The following is a 15,973-nucleotide window of genomic DNA, read 5'->3' as shown; positions in this document are numbered from 1 at the left end:
GATCTAATTCAATGCGGCTTTTACAGGCATGCTCACCCTTATTCTTGTTTTAGGTTTTCTGACTATCGCGATCTGTCCGATAGCATGTGCATTGTACGCTGAAGCCAAGTTACAAAATGAAGATCAAAAAAAACTTTTATTTTGGCTGGGTTTTATCCCAGGGACATGTCTCTTTATTCTATATGCTGTGTTAAAGCCAGATGACCCGCCTGTTATTCCATCGAAGGCATGTGGTGTGGTGCAGTCTTATCAGGTGCATAAAACTCGAGGTGGTAAGGAGTTTGAAGGTGTGATTATTCGCTTTGATGGTGCTCAATATAGTCGCCATTTACTCTTCGATCAGCATCTAGAGAAAATGCCGAAAGCTCAAAAGGTCTGCTTTGAATATTTAGATAAGTTCAAATATCCACATTTGTCAGAATCTAAGTTTGTTCAATGGATTGAACCGACTGAAATGCAAAACATCCCTACAGCTAATCGGATAAAATAAAGCATATTTTATTGTTAGAGCAGAAACATGGCTATAGCTGAAGCATATCTTGCAACACAAAACTGTTATTTTAATTACGAGTTTGAAGAATTGAACTTGGATGATTTCCCAGAAGAATTTTCTATTTCTCTACGTGGAATGATGTATAGACATGAAATTCAATATCCTGATGCAAGCTATTTTATTTATTACAGCGAAATGTTGACGGGTAATGAATTGCAAAAAATGAAAGATGACTGGATGCAATATTGCCCACTTTCATAAGTGAAAAATATGAATGTAATGAAATAGTTGATCACAAACCTTAATTCAATAAGATTTTGATTTTAAAAGCTCATTTCGGTGGGCTTTTTTGTAAGAGCATGAGACTACCCGTAAATATCGCACCTAATGTGGCAAGCAAGATGTCTTTATGCGCATCCCAGCTATCACCTTGCTGTCCATTATAGTTCTCCGCTTCTTCGGGAGATAAGCCAATCGCGATCAACCATTCCAGCCATTCATAGAGCATGCTACTGGCCACCACAAACTGAATCACCAGCAGGAAAATGACCACAGGTTTTTGCTGCGGCAACCAGACGTGAAACAGGCGATAGAAAATGGGGTAAAGGAGTAATCCGTAGGCCAGATGAACAAAACGGTCAAACATATTGCGTGACCAATGCATGACTTCATTCAGATGAAAGCCAAAAATCTGCTCAATCCACTGGTTATAAGGCACATAGGAATACAGATAGTGTGCAGCAATCACATGAACAAACAGGAAAAGGATATATAAATTAAAACTTAAAAAATTCAGCCCAATTTTATACAGACAGACCAGCAGCATGCTGATCATGAAAACCGTGCCGGCCTGATGCAAGAGATACGCTTCCAGTTCTAAAGGACGAATACTGGCAAGCAGAATCGCCAGAATTAAAATACCCATGCTCGCATAATGCTTGGCGGAAAGTCGCTGCTCAATCATGTCGTTATGATGAAATATCGTTTTTAGAATAAAACACATTATAAATAAAAAGGCGAAGCCTGAGCTTCGCCTTTTGGTCTTATTTTAAATTAGATTTTAGCAATCAGCTCAGCCACTTGTTTGGCCTGTTCAGCAGCATTACCTGTATAAGAAGCAGGTGTCATTTCAGCTAGACGCGCACGATCAGCAGCAGGAACCGCTTCTAACTCGTTACCGTTTACGAAATCAACCATCATGTCGCGAGTCATGGCCTGACCACGAGTCAGAGCTTTTAATTTTTCGTATGGTTTTTCAACGTTGTAACGACGCATTACAGTTTGAATCGGTTCAGCCAACACTTCTTGCGCATTGTCTAAGTCTTCGTTAATGCGCGCAGCATTGAGTTCAAGTTTGCCGATCCCTTTAGCACATGCTTCGAAAGCAATTAAGCTTTGTGCAAAACCAACACCCATGTTACGCAGCACAGTAGAGTCAGTCAGGTCACGCTGCCAGCGAGAAATTGGCAGTTTTTCCCCAAGGTGTGCAAGTACAGCATTGGCAAGACCCAAGTTACCTTCAGAGTTTTCGAAGTCAATCGGGTTTACTTTATGCGGCATGGTTGAAGAACCGACTTCGCCATCTTTTAGCTTTTGCTTGAAGAAACCAAGCGAGATATAACCCCAAACATCACGGTTAAAATCGATCAGAATAGTGTTGAAACGACGCAGGGCATCAAACAGTTCAGCCATGTAGTCATGTGGCTCGATTTGCGTGGTGTACGGGTTGAAATCTAGACCCAAAGATTCTACAAATGCTTGTGAATGTGCCGGCCAGTTGATGTCTGGGTAAGCAGAATAGTGCGCATTGTAGTTACCTACTGCACCATTGATTTTGCCTAGAAGTTCAACATTTTTGAACTGTTTGATTTGACGTGCAAGGCGGTAAGCCACGTTCGCCATTTCTTTACCCAACGTCGTTGGGCTTGCAGTTTGACCATGCGTACGAGACAACATTGGCTGGTCAGCATGCTTTTCAGAAAGTGCAACAACTGAATCAATGATTTGCTGCATAGATGCAACCAGTACATCACGACCGCTTTTCAGCATCAAGGCATGTGACAGGTTGTTAATATCTTCAGAAGTACATGCAAAGTGAATGAATTCACCGGCATTTTTCAATTCATCGATATTGGCAATTTTTTCTTTCAGGAAATATTCAACCGCTTTAACGTCGTGGTTGGTGGTGCGTTCGATCTCTTTGATGCGATTGGCATCATCTTCAGAGAAATTGCTTACAATCGCATCAAGCGCTGCATTAGTTTCGCCTGAAAACGCCGGAACTTCAGTAATTTCCGGGTGGTTCGCAAGCGCCTGTAACCAACGCACTTCAACAGTCACACGAGCATGGATTAAACCAAACTCAGAAAGAAAGGGACGTAGAGCATCACATTTGCTCGCGTAACGTCCATCTAGTGGAGAAAGTGCAGTTAAAGCGTTCATATCGATTCCTTAGATTTTGGAATTAAACGTAAAACGAAACACGTGCAGTATCAGTTAAACCACCTGAAACTGTAAACGCGCCAGATTCTGAATATCTTTTAGCAACTTGCGTTTGCCAAATACCATGCCCCAGGAGCTGCCACCAAGCTGACGCCACAGGTGCGCCATTTGCAAACCGGTAAAGAGGGAAGCACGGATGCGGTTGGTATGTCCGGCATCTTTAAAGGCTTCGGCATTGCCACGAACCATGATGCGCGGATTGATTGATCCCGCAGTATCGACATAGGTTTGAGCCAGATTGGCAATGATGCTGGGGTGCAGGTAATTGTTATCGAAAAAGGAAAGCTGTCTGAGAATTTTCTGTTGAGACTGTTCAATAATTTCAACAAATTGGGGATTGCTATAGACCTTCTTTTCTAATTGAAGAAGTGCCATGGCATAGCTCATTGGAAGTTTTGTACTGGAAAGTTTTGGAATTCTGGATTTTGGTGAAGTATTGAAGGGTTGAATAATGCTGCTTTCTAATGTTTTTAAGCCTAAGGAAATATCGGCCAGTTGATTAAAAAAGTCTAGGGTCTGGGCATTTTCGTTATTGCCGGGACGAATATTGAGACTGGCTTTAATCAACTGTTCAAAATAAAAGTTACCGTTTTCACCAATACTTTGCTGACCACTCAATGCGGTCATATGGGTCAGCTGGGTGGCCTGAAACACACCCGCTAACGCCAAAGCGCGATTTTGACGAGTATTCAACGTTGTGGCTGGTTGAAATGGTAACTCCGTCATGCCGAATTCATCCTTTTATAAAATCAGGTTTAGGTGCATTGGTATGATGAATCACACCACCGCCTAAACAAACTTCACCTGAATAAAACACCACACTTTGACCTGGGGTCACTGCACGTTGTGGTTCATCAAACTCCACACGTACACCATTGGGTGATTCTGAATCTTGGTACACCGTACATGCTTGATCAGTCTGACGGTAACGGGTTTTGGCCGTGCAACGGAAACCTGTTTCAGGAATATCCTGCTCGCCGGCCACCCAGTCAATCGCTTCACTCCAAAGCATGGTGCTTTGCATCAGTGGGTGCTCATGGCCTTGACCCACCACCAGACGATTGCCTTCGATATCTTTATGTAATACGAACCAGGCACCTTCCGCGACGCCTTTCATTCCGCCAATACCGATGCCGCCGCGTTGACCGAGCGTATAGTACATTAAGCCGTGATGATCACCAACCTCTTTACCGTCTTCCAGCACGATTTTTCCGGGTTGTGCCGGTAAATATTGCTTCAAGAAGTCATTAAATCGGCGCTCACCAATAAAGCAGATCCCGGTCGAGTCTTTTTTCTTCGCCGTAGCAAGATCTAATTCTTCAGCGATTTTGCGGACTTGCGGCTTTTCAATTTCACCGACAGGGAATAATGTCTTGTTAATTTCACGACCATGTACGGCATGCAGGAAATAGGTTTGATCCTTATTCTGATCAACACCACGTAAGAGTGGTGCGTATTCTTCACCGCGTGAATTGGTCATGGTTGCACCGCGACGACAGTAATGACCTGTGGCAATAAAGTCTGCACCCAAGTTCACCGCATGATCTAGAAAAGCGCGGAATTTAATTTCTTTATTACATAAAATGTCTGGGTTTGGGGTACGGCCAGCCGCATATTCTGCTAAAAAATGTTCGAATACACGATCCCAATATTCCATGGCAAAGTTTGCGGTATGCAGTTTAATCCCGATTTTGTCACAAACGGCCTGAGCATCGGCAAGATCATCCATAGCGGTACAGTATTCTGTGCCGTCATCTTCTTCCCAGTTCTTCATGAAAAGACCTTCAACCTGATAACCCTGTTGAAGTAAAAGCGCAGCAGAAACAGATGAATCTACACCACCCGACATTCCGACGATGACACGTTGTTGCATAGGATTAGGCATCCAAATTTGAAATTAAGGGAGAGTTTTGGTGCTCGTAAATGAGCGATAAAGGGTATTTTTGACCTGACAGGGCATCTTGCACGGCTTTAATCACCAGGGGACTACGCGCACGCGCCGATTCTTTCAGTTCGTCCAATGTCATCCAGACTGCACCGACAATATCCGTATCTAAAGCGGCATTTGGGTCGTAGTCAGTGGATTTGGCTAAAAAGCAGAAACGAAAATAAGTACGATCCGGAAACATGGGCGGGGTATAGGTATACATCCCTAAAAGATGGGTCACTTCAACCGTATGTCCGGTCTCTTCCATGGTTTCACGAATTGCGGCTTCGATAATGGTTTCACCGCATTCCACATGACCTGCTGGCTGATTAAATACTGGGTGTGTCACAGCTTCTGTATGTTCTTCGACAAACAGGAATTTTCCGTCTTTTTCGATGACGGTTGCGACAGTGACGTGAGCAGTCCAAGCGGTCATAGAACAGCACCATGGATAAAGATGCACTATTGTATAAAATTTTGGGGTGTGTGGCTATGATGATCAGTTTTTTCTTTAAGGTGTTATCTCCTTTACATGTGAGAAATGGGAAATAAACCAAATATAATCAGTATCCCGCTCAATCAGATTATGAGTCATACATTTAATTAATCTGATTTTCTGCAGTCATTTTCAATCAATGTATCACGATAAGATTCATTCAAGTCGTGTTGCCAATGCTTAACATAAGCATCAACCCAGATGTAGCTCTCATTTTTGTCAATTTTAGTGGGTAAATATTGCTTATATTTTTGCAGAAAAACACCCATCCAACAGATTTGATTGATTTGAGCAATGTTTAAGTCTTCATCAAAACGATAAGACTTACCAATCGTTTGCTCATAGCCTCGAATCACAGCGATTTTTTCCAGTGTCGAAAATAGTAACTGTTGCGTTAATGGAGATAATTCAGATGAGGAGGCAATTTGGTACACTTTGGCATCGGACAACAATGTACCTACTATTCCTCGATTGGCATTTTTTAGTGCTTCACTATTTATGTCGGTTTGAGAGGCGAGTGAACAACTTGCCAAAAATATGAAACATAATGAACTAAGGGTTATTAATTTTTTTATACATGACATTGACTGGATCACCTAAGTATAGGCCTTGAGATTTTAATATTTGAATCATATTTGGATTAAAATCCTGTTTAAAAACATCAATAAACATATTTTTATTAATTAGACTTCCTTCATAAATCATTTTTCAACCAATTTAATTGTTTATCTTTCACCCAATCTAAATTGTATATGCCAGCAAGTAAATTAAACCGCAGGTTTAATCTTTTACGACGATTTCTATATACACAAGATAAAATCTTAAAACATTTCATCCTTCCAAATACATGCTCTACTTGAATTCGTCTACGACCAATCTCTCTATTTAACTTTTTTAATTCAGAATCTAGTTTTTCAGTTTTCTTTGCTTTAGATGGCATGAGGCATCCAAAACCCAATTTCTTTATCCCTAAATAACCCTTATCAACGATAAAAAAGGGCTTAAATTTTAATTTCCTCATGCTTTTTTTAAATATTTTAAAATCATGCATGCTTCCATGACTTCCACATACACTCAGTATTTCACCTGTTGTATAGTGCATAGATAACTGAAATTTAAAGGTATGTCACTTTTTTTTACCGCTATACCATTTCTTCTGTTTTTTTTGGACGTTGAACTAATATTTCAGTGGCATCAATCACAACAACTTCCCAATCCACTTCATCTCGATTAGGAAGTTGTTTTGGCAAGTTGAATTTTCCAGAACGGATTAAGGTATCTTCAATAACACGTGTGATACGAATTGCACTCGTTTCAGATACACCGTAACTCATACCAAGATGGAAAAATGTTCGATATTCTCTCCAATATTCTATACATAAGAGCAAACGATCTTCTAACGGTAATTTATGCGGTCGTCCTTTACCAATATGACGAGGTAACTGCTTATTTAGCTCGGCCAACATCAGGTTAAATGTAGCCCAACTAACACCGGTAAGCCTACGAAACTTAACGTCTGATAATTTTTGAATATCTTTGAATTTCATCCAAGGATTATCCATTGAATTAAATAATTTTGCTGATTAATTTAAGATCAAATAAATTGTACATTTTTTGATTTATGACGGAAGTCTATTGTAATCGGCCCTTTGTTATTTTGGATTAAAAACATATCTCTTGTAGCATCAACAATATTAATTTTATCAATCTGATTTTGTAGTTTCTTAGCTTTAATTAGAGCAGACTTTAATTGATCTTGGGTGTTTAAATAAGGAATATCTTTTACTTCATCAATGGTAAAAGTCGTAAGAAACCGAGCCTTAAACACAGCTTTTTGAAATTCAGCTACAATTTTAGGAGCTTCGCGCATCACATTTTTCATTAGATAGTTATGAAACTTTATATACATTTGAGTATGAAATGCAGGATCTGATAAATACCCTTCAGGCAAATTATTAGTATCCCATTCCATCCCAAACCTGATAGCTGTAAGTAACTCTATCTTATTTGTGATACTCGACCATTGATCTAAGCTCATCAAAAAGTTGTAAGGACGAGCAATATAGTAATTTCGTACTTTAATAACACTGTTGCATAATGGTTCTGAAAATTCACAGACTTTTTTTTCCTCTGGAAAGGCTTCCCAAATATTAGAATTTCCAGAAATGATGCGACTATAGGCAGAGGCTAATTTTGTGGTTTCCATCATTATTCCCATTTATTCATGGGTTGGGAAAAGTCAAAAACATGTAGATCGACTTGTTCGGATTTAATTCCTGTATGCAAGATTTTAGTAAAACCATCATGATCTGTAAAGCCGCTCTTTTCTTTCCCATCATTTGTTGTTAATAGATAAAAATATCCATTTACAGGTATATTGAATTTTTTATTTATGAGCTGGAACTTTAGTCCATGTTCTTCTACAGGAATAGGATTCTCTACGAAATTTTGGGTACTTGAATATAGGTTTCTTTTTTGTTGCAGAAAGGCATGTACAGTATGCTGAGGAGCTCCAACCACATGAACTTGCTTTGGCATTAAGATTGCCCCACAGCTAAAGTGATCACCTACATAAGCCACTGCTTTCCCATCCATAATGACATGATCATGGCTTTTAATTAGTGTTGACCACATATTACATTTGGGACAAGCAAAACCATCACCAACTCTTAAGAAGGAGATCCCCATTTGGGTAATCTTGGACTGGCTTGCCATAACTATTCCACCGTGTGAAGTCGTGGAACCTTGAATGCCGAAAGGACGTGTCATAATTTAAATTCTTATTGGTATATTGTTAACATGAATAAAGATACTTTTAATAACAACGATATATTCAAAATATGAGAAATTAACTCGCTTTTATAGAAGAATTATTCATACTTTTATATTGGGTTTTTGTTGTAAGTATATATTTTTATTAAAATTGCTATAATGATAATTTATTATGTTTTAAGCATATCAGAAGCATGATGAACTTGGAATCATCATGCTGAAAATTTTGCTTTAGAGGATCTGCTTTAAATAATTTTTTTACTTGTAATTCCCCGACACCTTCACATAATTCTGCGCTGAATACGGTAAAAATGCTTTTTCTTTATCTGTCAGCGGACGCACTTTTTTCACAGGGCTGCCCACATACAAATAACCGCTTTCCAAAACCTTATTCGGTGGAACAAGCGAACCTGCACCAATCATGACATCATCTTCAACAATCACATCATCCAGAATAATCGTACCAATACCGACCAAAACACGATTGCCAATGGTACAACCATGTAGTTTGACATGATGACCAATGGTGACATCTTCACCAATAATTAAAGGCGAACCTTCAGGCTTATCGGCTTTCTTATGGCTGACATGCAACATCGAGTGATCTTGTACATTTGAGTTTTTACCAATCCGAATATGATTCACATCACCCCGAATTACAGCAAAAGGCCATACCGAAACATTTTCAGCCAAGATCACATCGCCGACCACAATTCCCATCGGATCGACATAACAGGAAGCATCAATCTGTGGGGTCGTATCTAAATAAGAACGAATATTTTGGCTCATAACGATCTGTCCGATAAATGATGAAGGATCATGTGCATAGTATAAAATAAAAAGCACCCATCTGAATGAGTGCTTTGGTCTTAGTCCAAGACTGAAATGGTCTGTTTAGACTTAGAACAAGTTGCTAAAGAACTGTTTGATATGGTCGAGCATACGCGCGAAGAAACCCGCTTCTTCCACTGCATTCAAAGCCACAAGAGGTTTTTCTGAAATGACTTTACCATCCAGAGTTGCAACATATTTACCGACAACTTGCCCCGGTTGTAATGGTGCAGTCAGTTTCGGTTGAACCACCAGCTGGGTTTTAATCGCATTGGCCTGACCTTTCGGCATGGTCACGTTAAAGTTTTCAGCAAGTCCGATTTGAACTTCATCTTCCTTACCGAACCAGACTTTGGCTTTAGCAAGTACCTGTTTAGCTGGTTGAACATTTTTGGTTTCGAAGTTTGCATAACCCCAAGCCAGCAATTCACGTGTCTGCGTTGCACGTTCCTGCATGGTGGGTGCACCAAAAATAACTGAAATCAAGCGAGTAGGGCCGCGTTTAGACGAGGTGGTCAAGCAGTACCCTGCTTCATTGGTATGACCAGTTTTTAAGCCATCTACACTTGGGTCGGTATACAGCAGGGCATTACGGTTACCTTGCTTGATGCCATTAAAGGTAAATTCTTTTTCAGCATAAATCGGATAATACTTGGAACTGTCTTTAATGATGTGCTGTGCCAGCGTTGCCATATCTTTGGCAGTCGAATAATGACCTTCAGCAGGCATACCGGTTGAATTGATAAAGCTGGTATTGGTCATACCAATACGTTTGGCTTCCTGATTCATCATATGTGCAAAGGTACCCTCGTTCCCTGCAATATGTTCAGCCATAGCCTTAGATGCATCATTACCCGATTGAATAATAATTCCGCGCAGCATTTCAAGTGCAGTGGCCGTACCGTTTAAAGGCACATACATACATGATTCCGCGCTACTACCGCGACACCATGCTGACTCATTCATGCGAACCTGTTCATCTTCAGTGAGTTCACCGCTCAATAGTTTTTGTTCGATGATGTAGCTGGTCATCATCTTGGTCATTGAAGCAGGGGCTAATTTTTCATTTTCATTTTTTGAAGCGAGAAGTTGCCCTGTCTCATAGTCCATTAGCACGTAGGATTTATTATTCAATTCTGGTGGTGCAGATAGGACAGTTGCTGCAAAGCTAAAACTAGGAACTAATAATAATGCAGCAAGGGCAGTTTTTTGGGTCATTTCTAGTGGGTTCCTATATCTTGATGTAAGCACGAAGAGCCTAGCATTTTAGGATAAAGCTAGGCGGACTTCTATGGGAAACCCGGTCTTATTTCAAAAGTATTGTAAGTAATCGGCAGAAAAGCAGGTTAATTGTTATAGGTGGTTAATTCATTACAAATCACCTGATTTTTTTTCTTGCCAGCTTTCTTGGCATCAGATTGTGCTTCAGCCAGAATACTGCGGAAATCGTTCTGTTGAACCATCTGGTTTAAGCTTGCAACCGGATTGCGCTGACCTGGCATATATTCAGTCACCAGCTTGGTATAGCCCTGATTGAACTGTGACTTGTCCTTAACCATGCTCGGGCAGATTTCTGAAAGAACATAAATCGCAGCCAGTTCCTGCTTGGTCACTTGCTGGGTTGGCGTGACATTGATATTTTCATTGGCTGCAAATGCAGATGTTCCTAAAAGAGTCACGGCAGAAGCTACACAAAGTGTCATGGCTTGAAGTAATGGATATTTCATTAAAAAACTCAAAAAATAGATTTAGAACAATAATTTGCCTAGCTTAAACTTATTTTTGAAATTGAAAAGTGGGAAAATGTAGCGAAGCTGTAGAATTATGAAGAAATCTGTAAGAGAAAATAAGACGATGTTTACACCGTCTTATTTGAAGATTTATCTAGCTTAGCCCTGGTAATCCAGAATCTCTTCGCATACGGTTTTTTGTTCGTCAGTACTGGTTTGTTTTGCACCCTGACGCGCTTCTTCCAGTAAAGATTTATATTCGCTATCTGCCTGTAGTTTTTGATAGCTCATGCCTTTATCTGAGTAGTCTGCAAGATAAGACTGGATGAGAGTCTGAATAATGCTGTCTAATTTTGCATTTTGGCCAATCATAGCCGGGCAAACCTCAGCCATGACTTGTGCCGATGCGATGTCTTCTTTCACAATGGTATTGTTTTCGTCAACAGTCAGCTCGCTCGCCATAACTGAAGGAGAAACAGATACTGCCAGGCTTAAAGCGAAAGCACTAAATAAAGAGAATTTTTTAATCATCTTGAGCCACATATTTTAAAGATGGATGTCGAGCAGTAAATATATATAATTCCAGCACTAATACAATTAAATGTCCTAACCAGTCATTTTTTAGCGCGACGAGATTTTTCAGTGAATATTTTAGTTTCAAATGATGATGGTGTGTTTGCACCGGGTATTCAAGCATTGGCACAGGCTCTAAAACCTTTGGAGAGGATTGTTATTGTAGCGCCAGAAAGTGAGCGCAGTGGTTACTCCAGTGCTTTGACTCTGGACCGACCTTTACGCCCGATTCAGATTTCTCCCGATGTCTGGGCTGTCAATGGTACTCCGGCAGATTGTGTTTATCTGGCTATGAACGGCCTGTTTGACTTTGAATTTGATCTGGTGGTCAGCGGTATTAATAGTGGTGCCAATCTGGGGGATGATGTCTTGTATTCCGGTACAGTCGGGGCAGCCTTTGAAGGTCGCTTAAGTAAACATCCTGCTATTGCGGTGTCATTGAGTGGGCCGAATGTACGCAGCTATCAACACCCTCAGGATTATCAGCTGGCTGCCAACTGGGTACATGATTTTATTGCACGCGGTTTGCCGGTTCTTCCTGAGCGTCATATTTTTAATATCAATATTCCGGATATGGCTGAATTACAGGGTGAAAAAGTGACTTATCAAGGCCGCCGCCGTCAGTCGAAGCCCATCACCAGTCATGTTGACCCACGTGGTCGTCAGGTGTACTGGATTGGACTGTCTGGAGAAGCAGTAGCAGAACCCAAGCAAGGGTTGAGCGAGATTGACTCGGACTTCTTTGCTGTGGCCAATGGCTATGTCAGCATTACTCCGATTCAGATGGATGCCACCAACTATGAGGTTTTGCGGAATCTTCAAACACAATTGGCAGAAAATGCGTTCTCAGTGTTATAACTTTGTGAAAAACTCGCGATTGCAAGTATATTGCAGTAAAACTTTGCTAATCTTAACGGGATTTTGCAACCGTATAGATCTTAGAGAGGAAGATAATGTTCTTGGTGTTACCGAAATGTGTTGTTGCTTCGCCTGCAGCCCTGATTAAAACCCTAGTTTTATCAACCGTTGTTATTTCTACAGGAGTAATCACCGGTTGTGCCACCAAACCTCAAGTAAATAATGCGACGCGTTATGCGACAGCTCCTGATTTCTATACGGTACGTTCAGGAGATACATTGAGTGGGATCGCAGCACGTTATGGACTGAACTATATCAGTGTTGCCGAGATGAATGATATTGCTGCACCTTACCGGATTTATGTGGGACAGTCGATCCGCCTGAAAAATAATACCGTACGTCGCAGTACCAGCACGCAGGCAGTGACTCAGGCAGCCCCTATCCAGCGTCAAACGATTGCAGTACCAACACCGGCACCAGTTACACCAGCGACCACCGTGCAGACTACACCGCGTGTGAGCACGCCGGCGCCAATGACACCCGTCTCTACTGCCGCGGGTTTAGGTTGGGTAAAACCGTCTAATGGCCCAGTTTTGCAGCAGTATAATCTGGCATCTAATATCAAGGGCACACGCTATAGCGGCAATGTCGGTGATCCGGTGTTTGCAGCAGCAGACGGGCAGGTGGTTTATGCCGCAGATGGCCTGAAAGAATATGGCAATCTGGTGTTGGTGAAGCATATTAATGGCTATATTACGGCTTATGCCCATAACAGCAAACTGGATGTAAAAAGCGGACAGAATGTAAAAGCGGGGCAAAAAATTGCAGAAATGGGTTCAACTGGTACAACGCGAACCATGCTTGAATTTCAGGTGCGCTTAGACGGCAAACCGATTAATCCAACTACAGTTTTACCAAACAATTAAATAAATAATGCAAAACGTGAATTTCGCCGTATAATACAATAAGTTGCTTTTATCAAATGATGAGGCATCTCATAAGTTTAGAGGGAAATTTATGTTAGATCAACTTCGAGCAATGGGTGTTTTTGCTTGTGTTGTAGAAAAAAACTCGTTTAGCGGTGCTGCCCGTGAATTAGGGATTACGACCAGCGCCGTGAGTCAACAAATTCGCTCATTAGAACATGATATGGAAGTGGTACTTTTAAATCGTTCAACGAGAAAGTTAAGTTTGACGGAAGCGGGACAAGCTTTTTTCTACAGTTGCCAGGAAATGCTATCTGCTGCAGAGCGCGGTAAAGTCCGAATCAATGAATTACGCGATGATCTTGTGGGTGAACTGCGCATTGTCGCTTTGCCAGAATTGTGCGCGAATCATGTGATTCCTGCACTTTCTCACTGGATGTCCGCACATCGTGGCCTGGCAGTACATCTGGAAACCAATAATCATGAGGTTGATTTGTTCGATGGGCGTATCGATATCGCCTTAAGATTTGAACAGAAAAATGATGAGCACAATCTTCAGGTGGTGCCATTGATGCAGATTGAGCAAATTCTGGTGGCGACACCGAGTTATATTAATCAGAGCACCATTATTTCACGTCCTGATGATCTTAAAAATCATGATGTGCTGCCTTTGACCCATATCAAAAATCATCAGTATTTCCAGTTTCAAAATGTCAATACTGCAGAAAAAGCCGATTTTGAATTGAAATCCCGTTTCAGTACCAATAATGGTCTGGTGGCAAAATCGATGTGCTTGCAGGGCAATGGGATTGCCAAGATTTTATATCTCGATGCGAAAAAAGACTTACTGAATGGCACTTTGGTTGAAGTTTTGCCTGAATGGCGACTTCCACCGATTACACTATATGCAGTCATGCCGAAACGTGAGCAACAACCGACAAAAATTCTTCGTTGCCTAGATACATTGAAACAATATTTTGACCAGATTTCTGGTGGGCGTATTTTACAAGCCGCATCATAAGATACAGAATATAAAAAAGCCGCTTTCAAGCGGCTTTTTTGTTTTTAAGCGCAGGGTTTAGGCCAAAAAAGCGTTGATCATTTTCACTAAACGCTCAATCAGCTGATCAGCCTGTTCCTGAGTAATGTTCAGGGTAGGCAACAGGCGAACCACATTACCGGCAGTCACATTGATGATGGTTTTGTATTCATCACGTGCAATTGCGACCAGCTCAGTACATTCTTTCGGTAATTCAATTCCGATCATCAGACCGAAACCACGCACGCTCACATTTTGATCGGCCAGTTTGTTGCGTAGCTGATCCACGATATAAGCGCCTTTTTCCGCAGCATTGGCGACGATATTTTCTTTTTGCATAATATCGAGAATGGTGTAGACCACACGTGAACCCAAAGCTGTACCACTATAAGTCGAACCATGATTACCGGCAGTTAATACACCTACACCACGACCTTGAGTCATGACGGCGCCAATCGGGAAACCATTACCCAAGCCTTTGGCTGTGGTCAGTACATCAGGAATAATGCTGGTGTGCTGATAAGCAAAATATTTGCCCGTACGGCCATTCCCGGTTTGCACTTCGTCTAGCATCATCAACCAGTTGTGCTGGTTACAGATTTGACGAATTTCTTCGAGATAGCTGAAACCTTGAGGTGCGGTATTTACACCACCTTCACCCTGAATGGGCTCAACTAAAATGGCTACAATATCCGGATGATGAAGCGCTGCCTCTTCAATCGCTTCGAGATCACCAAAAGGTACACGAATAAAACCTTCGACCAGCGGGCCAAAGCCTTCCTGAACTTTTTTATTGCCTGTTGCAGAAAGGGTGGCCATGGTACGGCCATGGAAAGAACGATCCGCCACAATAATTTTGGGTGAAGCAATGCCTTGCATATGACCGAATTTACGTGCAATTTTGATTGCACCTTCATTTGATTCTGCGCCACTGTTGGAGAAGAATACTTCTTCCATACCCGCGACTTCGGCCAGTTTTTGTGCTGCCGCAGTTTGCCAAGGCACTTCAAACAGGTTGCTGGTATGAATCAAGGTCGCAGCCTGATCAGCAATTGCTTCGGCAATGACTGGATGCGCATGACCCAGACCACATACTGCAATTCCGGTTAATGCATCTAAATACTCTGTACCATCTTCGGTATAAAGATATGCACCTCGTCCTCGGACAAAGCTGATCGGTTGACGGCCAAATACAGGCATCAAGTGAGAAGGTTGATCAGTTTGTACCGGTGCGAGGGTAATATTATTCATGACTAACTCTTAACTGTTAGGTGGAAAGAAAAACTTATATAAGCAAAAACCCGCTCAGATTTAAAGGGTAATTGTAAATAAAATTGGAATTATTGCTTTAGACATACTGTTTTGTCTGGATTTGGGTATAATGCCAGACAGATGAGTTGAGGATTTATCAATGACTGAACAAGCACGCGATACCGAAGCGTTAATTCGTGACCAAATTGCTAAACATGCAGTACTTCTTTATATGAAAGGCACACCGCAATTTCCACAATGTGGTTTTTCTGCACGTGCAGTAGAAGCACTCAGTCAGATTGGTCGTCCGTTTGCTTATGTAAACATTCTGGAAAATCAGGACATTCGTGCGATGTTACCACAAATCGCCAACTGGCCGACATTTCCACAGCTTTGGATCAATGGTGAATTGATCGGTGGGAGCGATATCATGCTCGACATGTTCCAAAAAGGCGAATTAAAGCCTTTGGTTGAACAGTACAGCCCGGCGGCTGATGCTTAATTAAATTAAGATTTAAATCAAGCCAGATGTTAAAAAAGCGCTTCATTGAGAAGCGCTTTTTTATTGCTATTTT

Annotated in this window: 21 protein-coding genes; 6 read left to right on the top strand and 15 right to left on the bottom strand. The window is 41.3% G+C overall.

Going from position 1 to position 15,973, the window contains the following annotated elements; all coding sequences use genetic code 11:
- Positions 1–28 precede the first annotated feature (28 nt).
- Together GVV58_RS02605 and GVV58_RS02600 are read left to right on the top strand one after the other, a co-directional pair.
- The gene (locus GVV58_RS02605) at positions 29–490 is read left to right on the top strand and encodes a hypothetical protein (protein WP_005096462.1); all 462 of its coding nucleotides are present in this window, start codon (positions 29–31) and stop codon (positions 488–490) included.
- Between the two features lie 27 nt (positions 491–517).
- Positions 518–754 carry a hypothetical protein gene (locus GVV58_RS02600; protein WP_005096465.1) on the top strand — a complete coding sequence of 79 codons (237 nt, stop codon included), beginning with the start codon at positions 518–520 and terminating at the stop codon, positions 752–754.
- A gap of 70 nt (positions 755–824) precedes the next feature.
- Here the strand turns inward: GVV58_RS02600 and GVV58_RS02595 are convergent, their stop codons facing one another.
- The 14 genes from GVV58_RS02595 to GVV58_RS02530 all read right to left on the bottom strand — a co-directional run bounded on the left by GVV58_RS02595 (position 825) and on the right by GVV58_RS02530 (position 11,282).
- Entirely contained in the window at positions 825–1,457 is a 633-nt protein-coding gene (locus GVV58_RS02595; protein ID WP_159515937.1) for a DUF2238 domain-containing protein, read from the bottom strand.
- A gap of 89 nt (positions 1,458–1,546) precedes the next feature.
- A complete protein-coding gene (gene purB, locus GVV58_RS02590) occupies positions 1,547–2,935 on the bottom strand; it encodes an adenylosuccinate lyase (protein ID WP_004730090.1) in 1,389 nt (462 codons plus the stop codon).
- Between the two features lie 54 nt (positions 2,936–2,989).
- On the bottom strand, positions 2,990–3,721 hold the full coding sequence (gene hflD / locus GVV58_RS02585) for a high frequency lysogenization protein HflD (RefSeq protein ID WP_100328735.1): 732 nt from the start codon (positions 3,719–3,721) through the stop codon (positions 2,990–2,992).
- Positions 3,722–3,728: 7 nt separating this feature from the next.
- Positions 3,729–4,868, bottom strand: coding sequence for a tRNA 2-thiouridine(34) synthase MnmA (mnmA, locus tag GVV58_RS02580; protein ID WP_005096469.1), 1,140 nt, complete (start codon positions 4,866–4,868; stop codon positions 3,729–3,731).
- A 4-nt stretch (positions 4,869–4,872) separates the two neighbouring features.
- Complete coding sequence (locus tag GVV58_RS02575) at positions 4,873–5,358, bottom strand: NUDIX hydrolase (protein ID WP_100328733.1); 486 nt, start codon at positions 5,356–5,358, stop codon at positions 4,873–4,875.
- Positions 5,359–5,525: 167 nt separating this feature from the next.
- Positions 5,526–6,002 (bottom strand): hypothetical protein, encoded by a 477-nt coding sequence (locus GVV58_RS02570; protein WP_159515936.1) that lies wholly within the window; start codon positions 6,000–6,002, stop codon positions 5,526–5,528.
- A 110-nt stretch (positions 6,003–6,112) separates the two neighbouring features.
- Positions 6,113–6,520 carry a transposase family protein gene (locus tag GVV58_RS02565; protein WP_081400837.1) on the bottom strand — a complete coding sequence of 136 codons (408 nt, stop codon included), beginning with the start codon at positions 6,518–6,520 and terminating at the stop codon, positions 6,113–6,115.
- Between the two features lie 40 nt (positions 6,521–6,560).
- Entirely contained in the window at positions 6,561–6,965 is a 405-nt protein-coding gene (locus GVV58_RS02560; RefSeq protein WP_159515935.1) for a transposase family protein, read from the bottom strand.
- A gap of 47 nt (positions 6,966–7,012) precedes the next feature.
- The gene (locus tag GVV58_RS02555; RefSeq protein ID WP_252721247.1) at positions 7,013–7,624 is read right to left on the bottom strand and encodes a hypothetical protein; all 612 of its coding nucleotides are present in this window, start codon (positions 7,622–7,624) and stop codon (positions 7,013–7,015) included.
- Positions 7,625–7,626: 2 nt separating this feature from the next.
- Positions 7,627–8,187 (bottom strand): PAAR domain-containing protein, encoded by a 561-nt coding sequence (locus GVV58_RS02550; RefSeq protein ID WP_159515934.1) that lies wholly within the window; start codon positions 8,185–8,187, stop codon positions 7,627–7,629.
- A gap of 261 nt (positions 8,188–8,448) precedes the next feature.
- A complete protein-coding gene (locus GVV58_RS02545; protein WP_159515933.1) occupies positions 8,449–8,979 on the bottom strand; it encodes a gamma carbonic anhydrase family protein in 531 nt (176 codons plus the stop codon).
- 111 nt (positions 8,980–9,090) lie between these two features.
- Positions 9,091–10,239: a D-alanyl-D-alanine carboxypeptidase PBP5/6 gene (gene dacC / locus GVV58_RS02540; protein WP_005096478.1), complete on the bottom strand. Its 1,149-nt coding sequence runs from the start codon at positions 10,237–10,239 to the stop codon at positions 9,091–9,093.
- Between the two features lie 128 nt (positions 10,240–10,367).
- Complete coding sequence (locus tag GVV58_RS02535) at positions 10,368–10,748, bottom strand: hypothetical protein (protein WP_159515932.1); 381 nt, start codon at positions 10,746–10,748, stop codon at positions 10,368–10,370.
- Between the two features lie 162 nt (positions 10,749–10,910).
- Positions 10,911–11,282 carry a hypothetical protein gene (locus GVV58_RS02530; RefSeq protein ID WP_005096482.1) on the bottom strand — a complete coding sequence of 124 codons (372 nt, stop codon included), beginning with the start codon at positions 11,280–11,282 and terminating at the stop codon, positions 10,911–10,913.
- A 111-nt stretch (positions 11,283–11,393) separates the two neighbouring features.
- On the opposite strand from GVV58_RS02530, the gene surE reads away from it, so the two are divergent.
- The 3 genes from surE to GVV58_RS02515 all read left to right on the top strand — a co-directional run bounded on the left by surE (position 11,394) and on the right by GVV58_RS02515 (position 14,129).
- Positions 11,394–12,182 carry a 5'/3'-nucleotidase SurE gene (surE, locus tag GVV58_RS02525; protein WP_159515931.1) on the top strand — a complete coding sequence of 263 codons (789 nt, stop codon included), beginning with the start codon at positions 11,394–11,396 and terminating at the stop codon, positions 12,180–12,182.
- Positions 12,183–12,277: 95 nt separating this feature from the next.
- Positions 12,278–13,108: a peptidoglycan DD-metalloendopeptidase family protein gene (locus GVV58_RS02520; protein WP_005096485.1), complete on the top strand. Its 831-nt coding sequence runs from the start codon at positions 12,278–12,280 to the stop codon at positions 13,106–13,108.
- A gap of 91 nt (positions 13,109–13,199) precedes the next feature.
- Positions 13,200–14,129, top strand: a complete 930-nt coding sequence (locus tag GVV58_RS02515) for a LysR family transcriptional regulator (RefSeq protein WP_005096486.1) — start codon at positions 13,200–13,202, stop codon at positions 14,127–14,129.
- A gap of 57 nt (positions 14,130–14,186) precedes the next feature.
- Here the strand turns inward: GVV58_RS02515 and GVV58_RS02510 are convergent, their stop codons facing one another.
- Positions 14,187–15,398, bottom strand: coding sequence for an aspartate aminotransferase family protein (locus tag GVV58_RS02510; RefSeq protein ID WP_005171669.1), 1,212 nt, complete (start codon positions 15,396–15,398; stop codon positions 14,187–14,189).
- A gap of 160 nt (positions 15,399–15,558) precedes the next feature.
- Between GVV58_RS02510 and grxD the strand changes: the two genes are divergently transcribed.
- Complete coding sequence (grxD, locus tag GVV58_RS02505) at positions 15,559–15,900, top strand: Grx4 family monothiol glutaredoxin (protein ID WP_004279738.1); 342 nt, start codon at positions 15,559–15,561, stop codon at positions 15,898–15,900.
- The last annotated feature ends 73 nt before the right edge of the window (positions 15,901–15,973 follow it).

Origin of the sequence: Acinetobacter sp. 18QD2AZ41W (assembly GCF_009829025.1) — a bacterium.
Taxonomy (GTDB): Bacteria; Pseudomonadota; Gammaproteobacteria; order Pseudomonadales; family Moraxellaceae; genus Acinetobacter; species Acinetobacter pseudolwoffii.
This window is presented reverse-complemented; position numbering and strand designations above follow the sequence as displayed.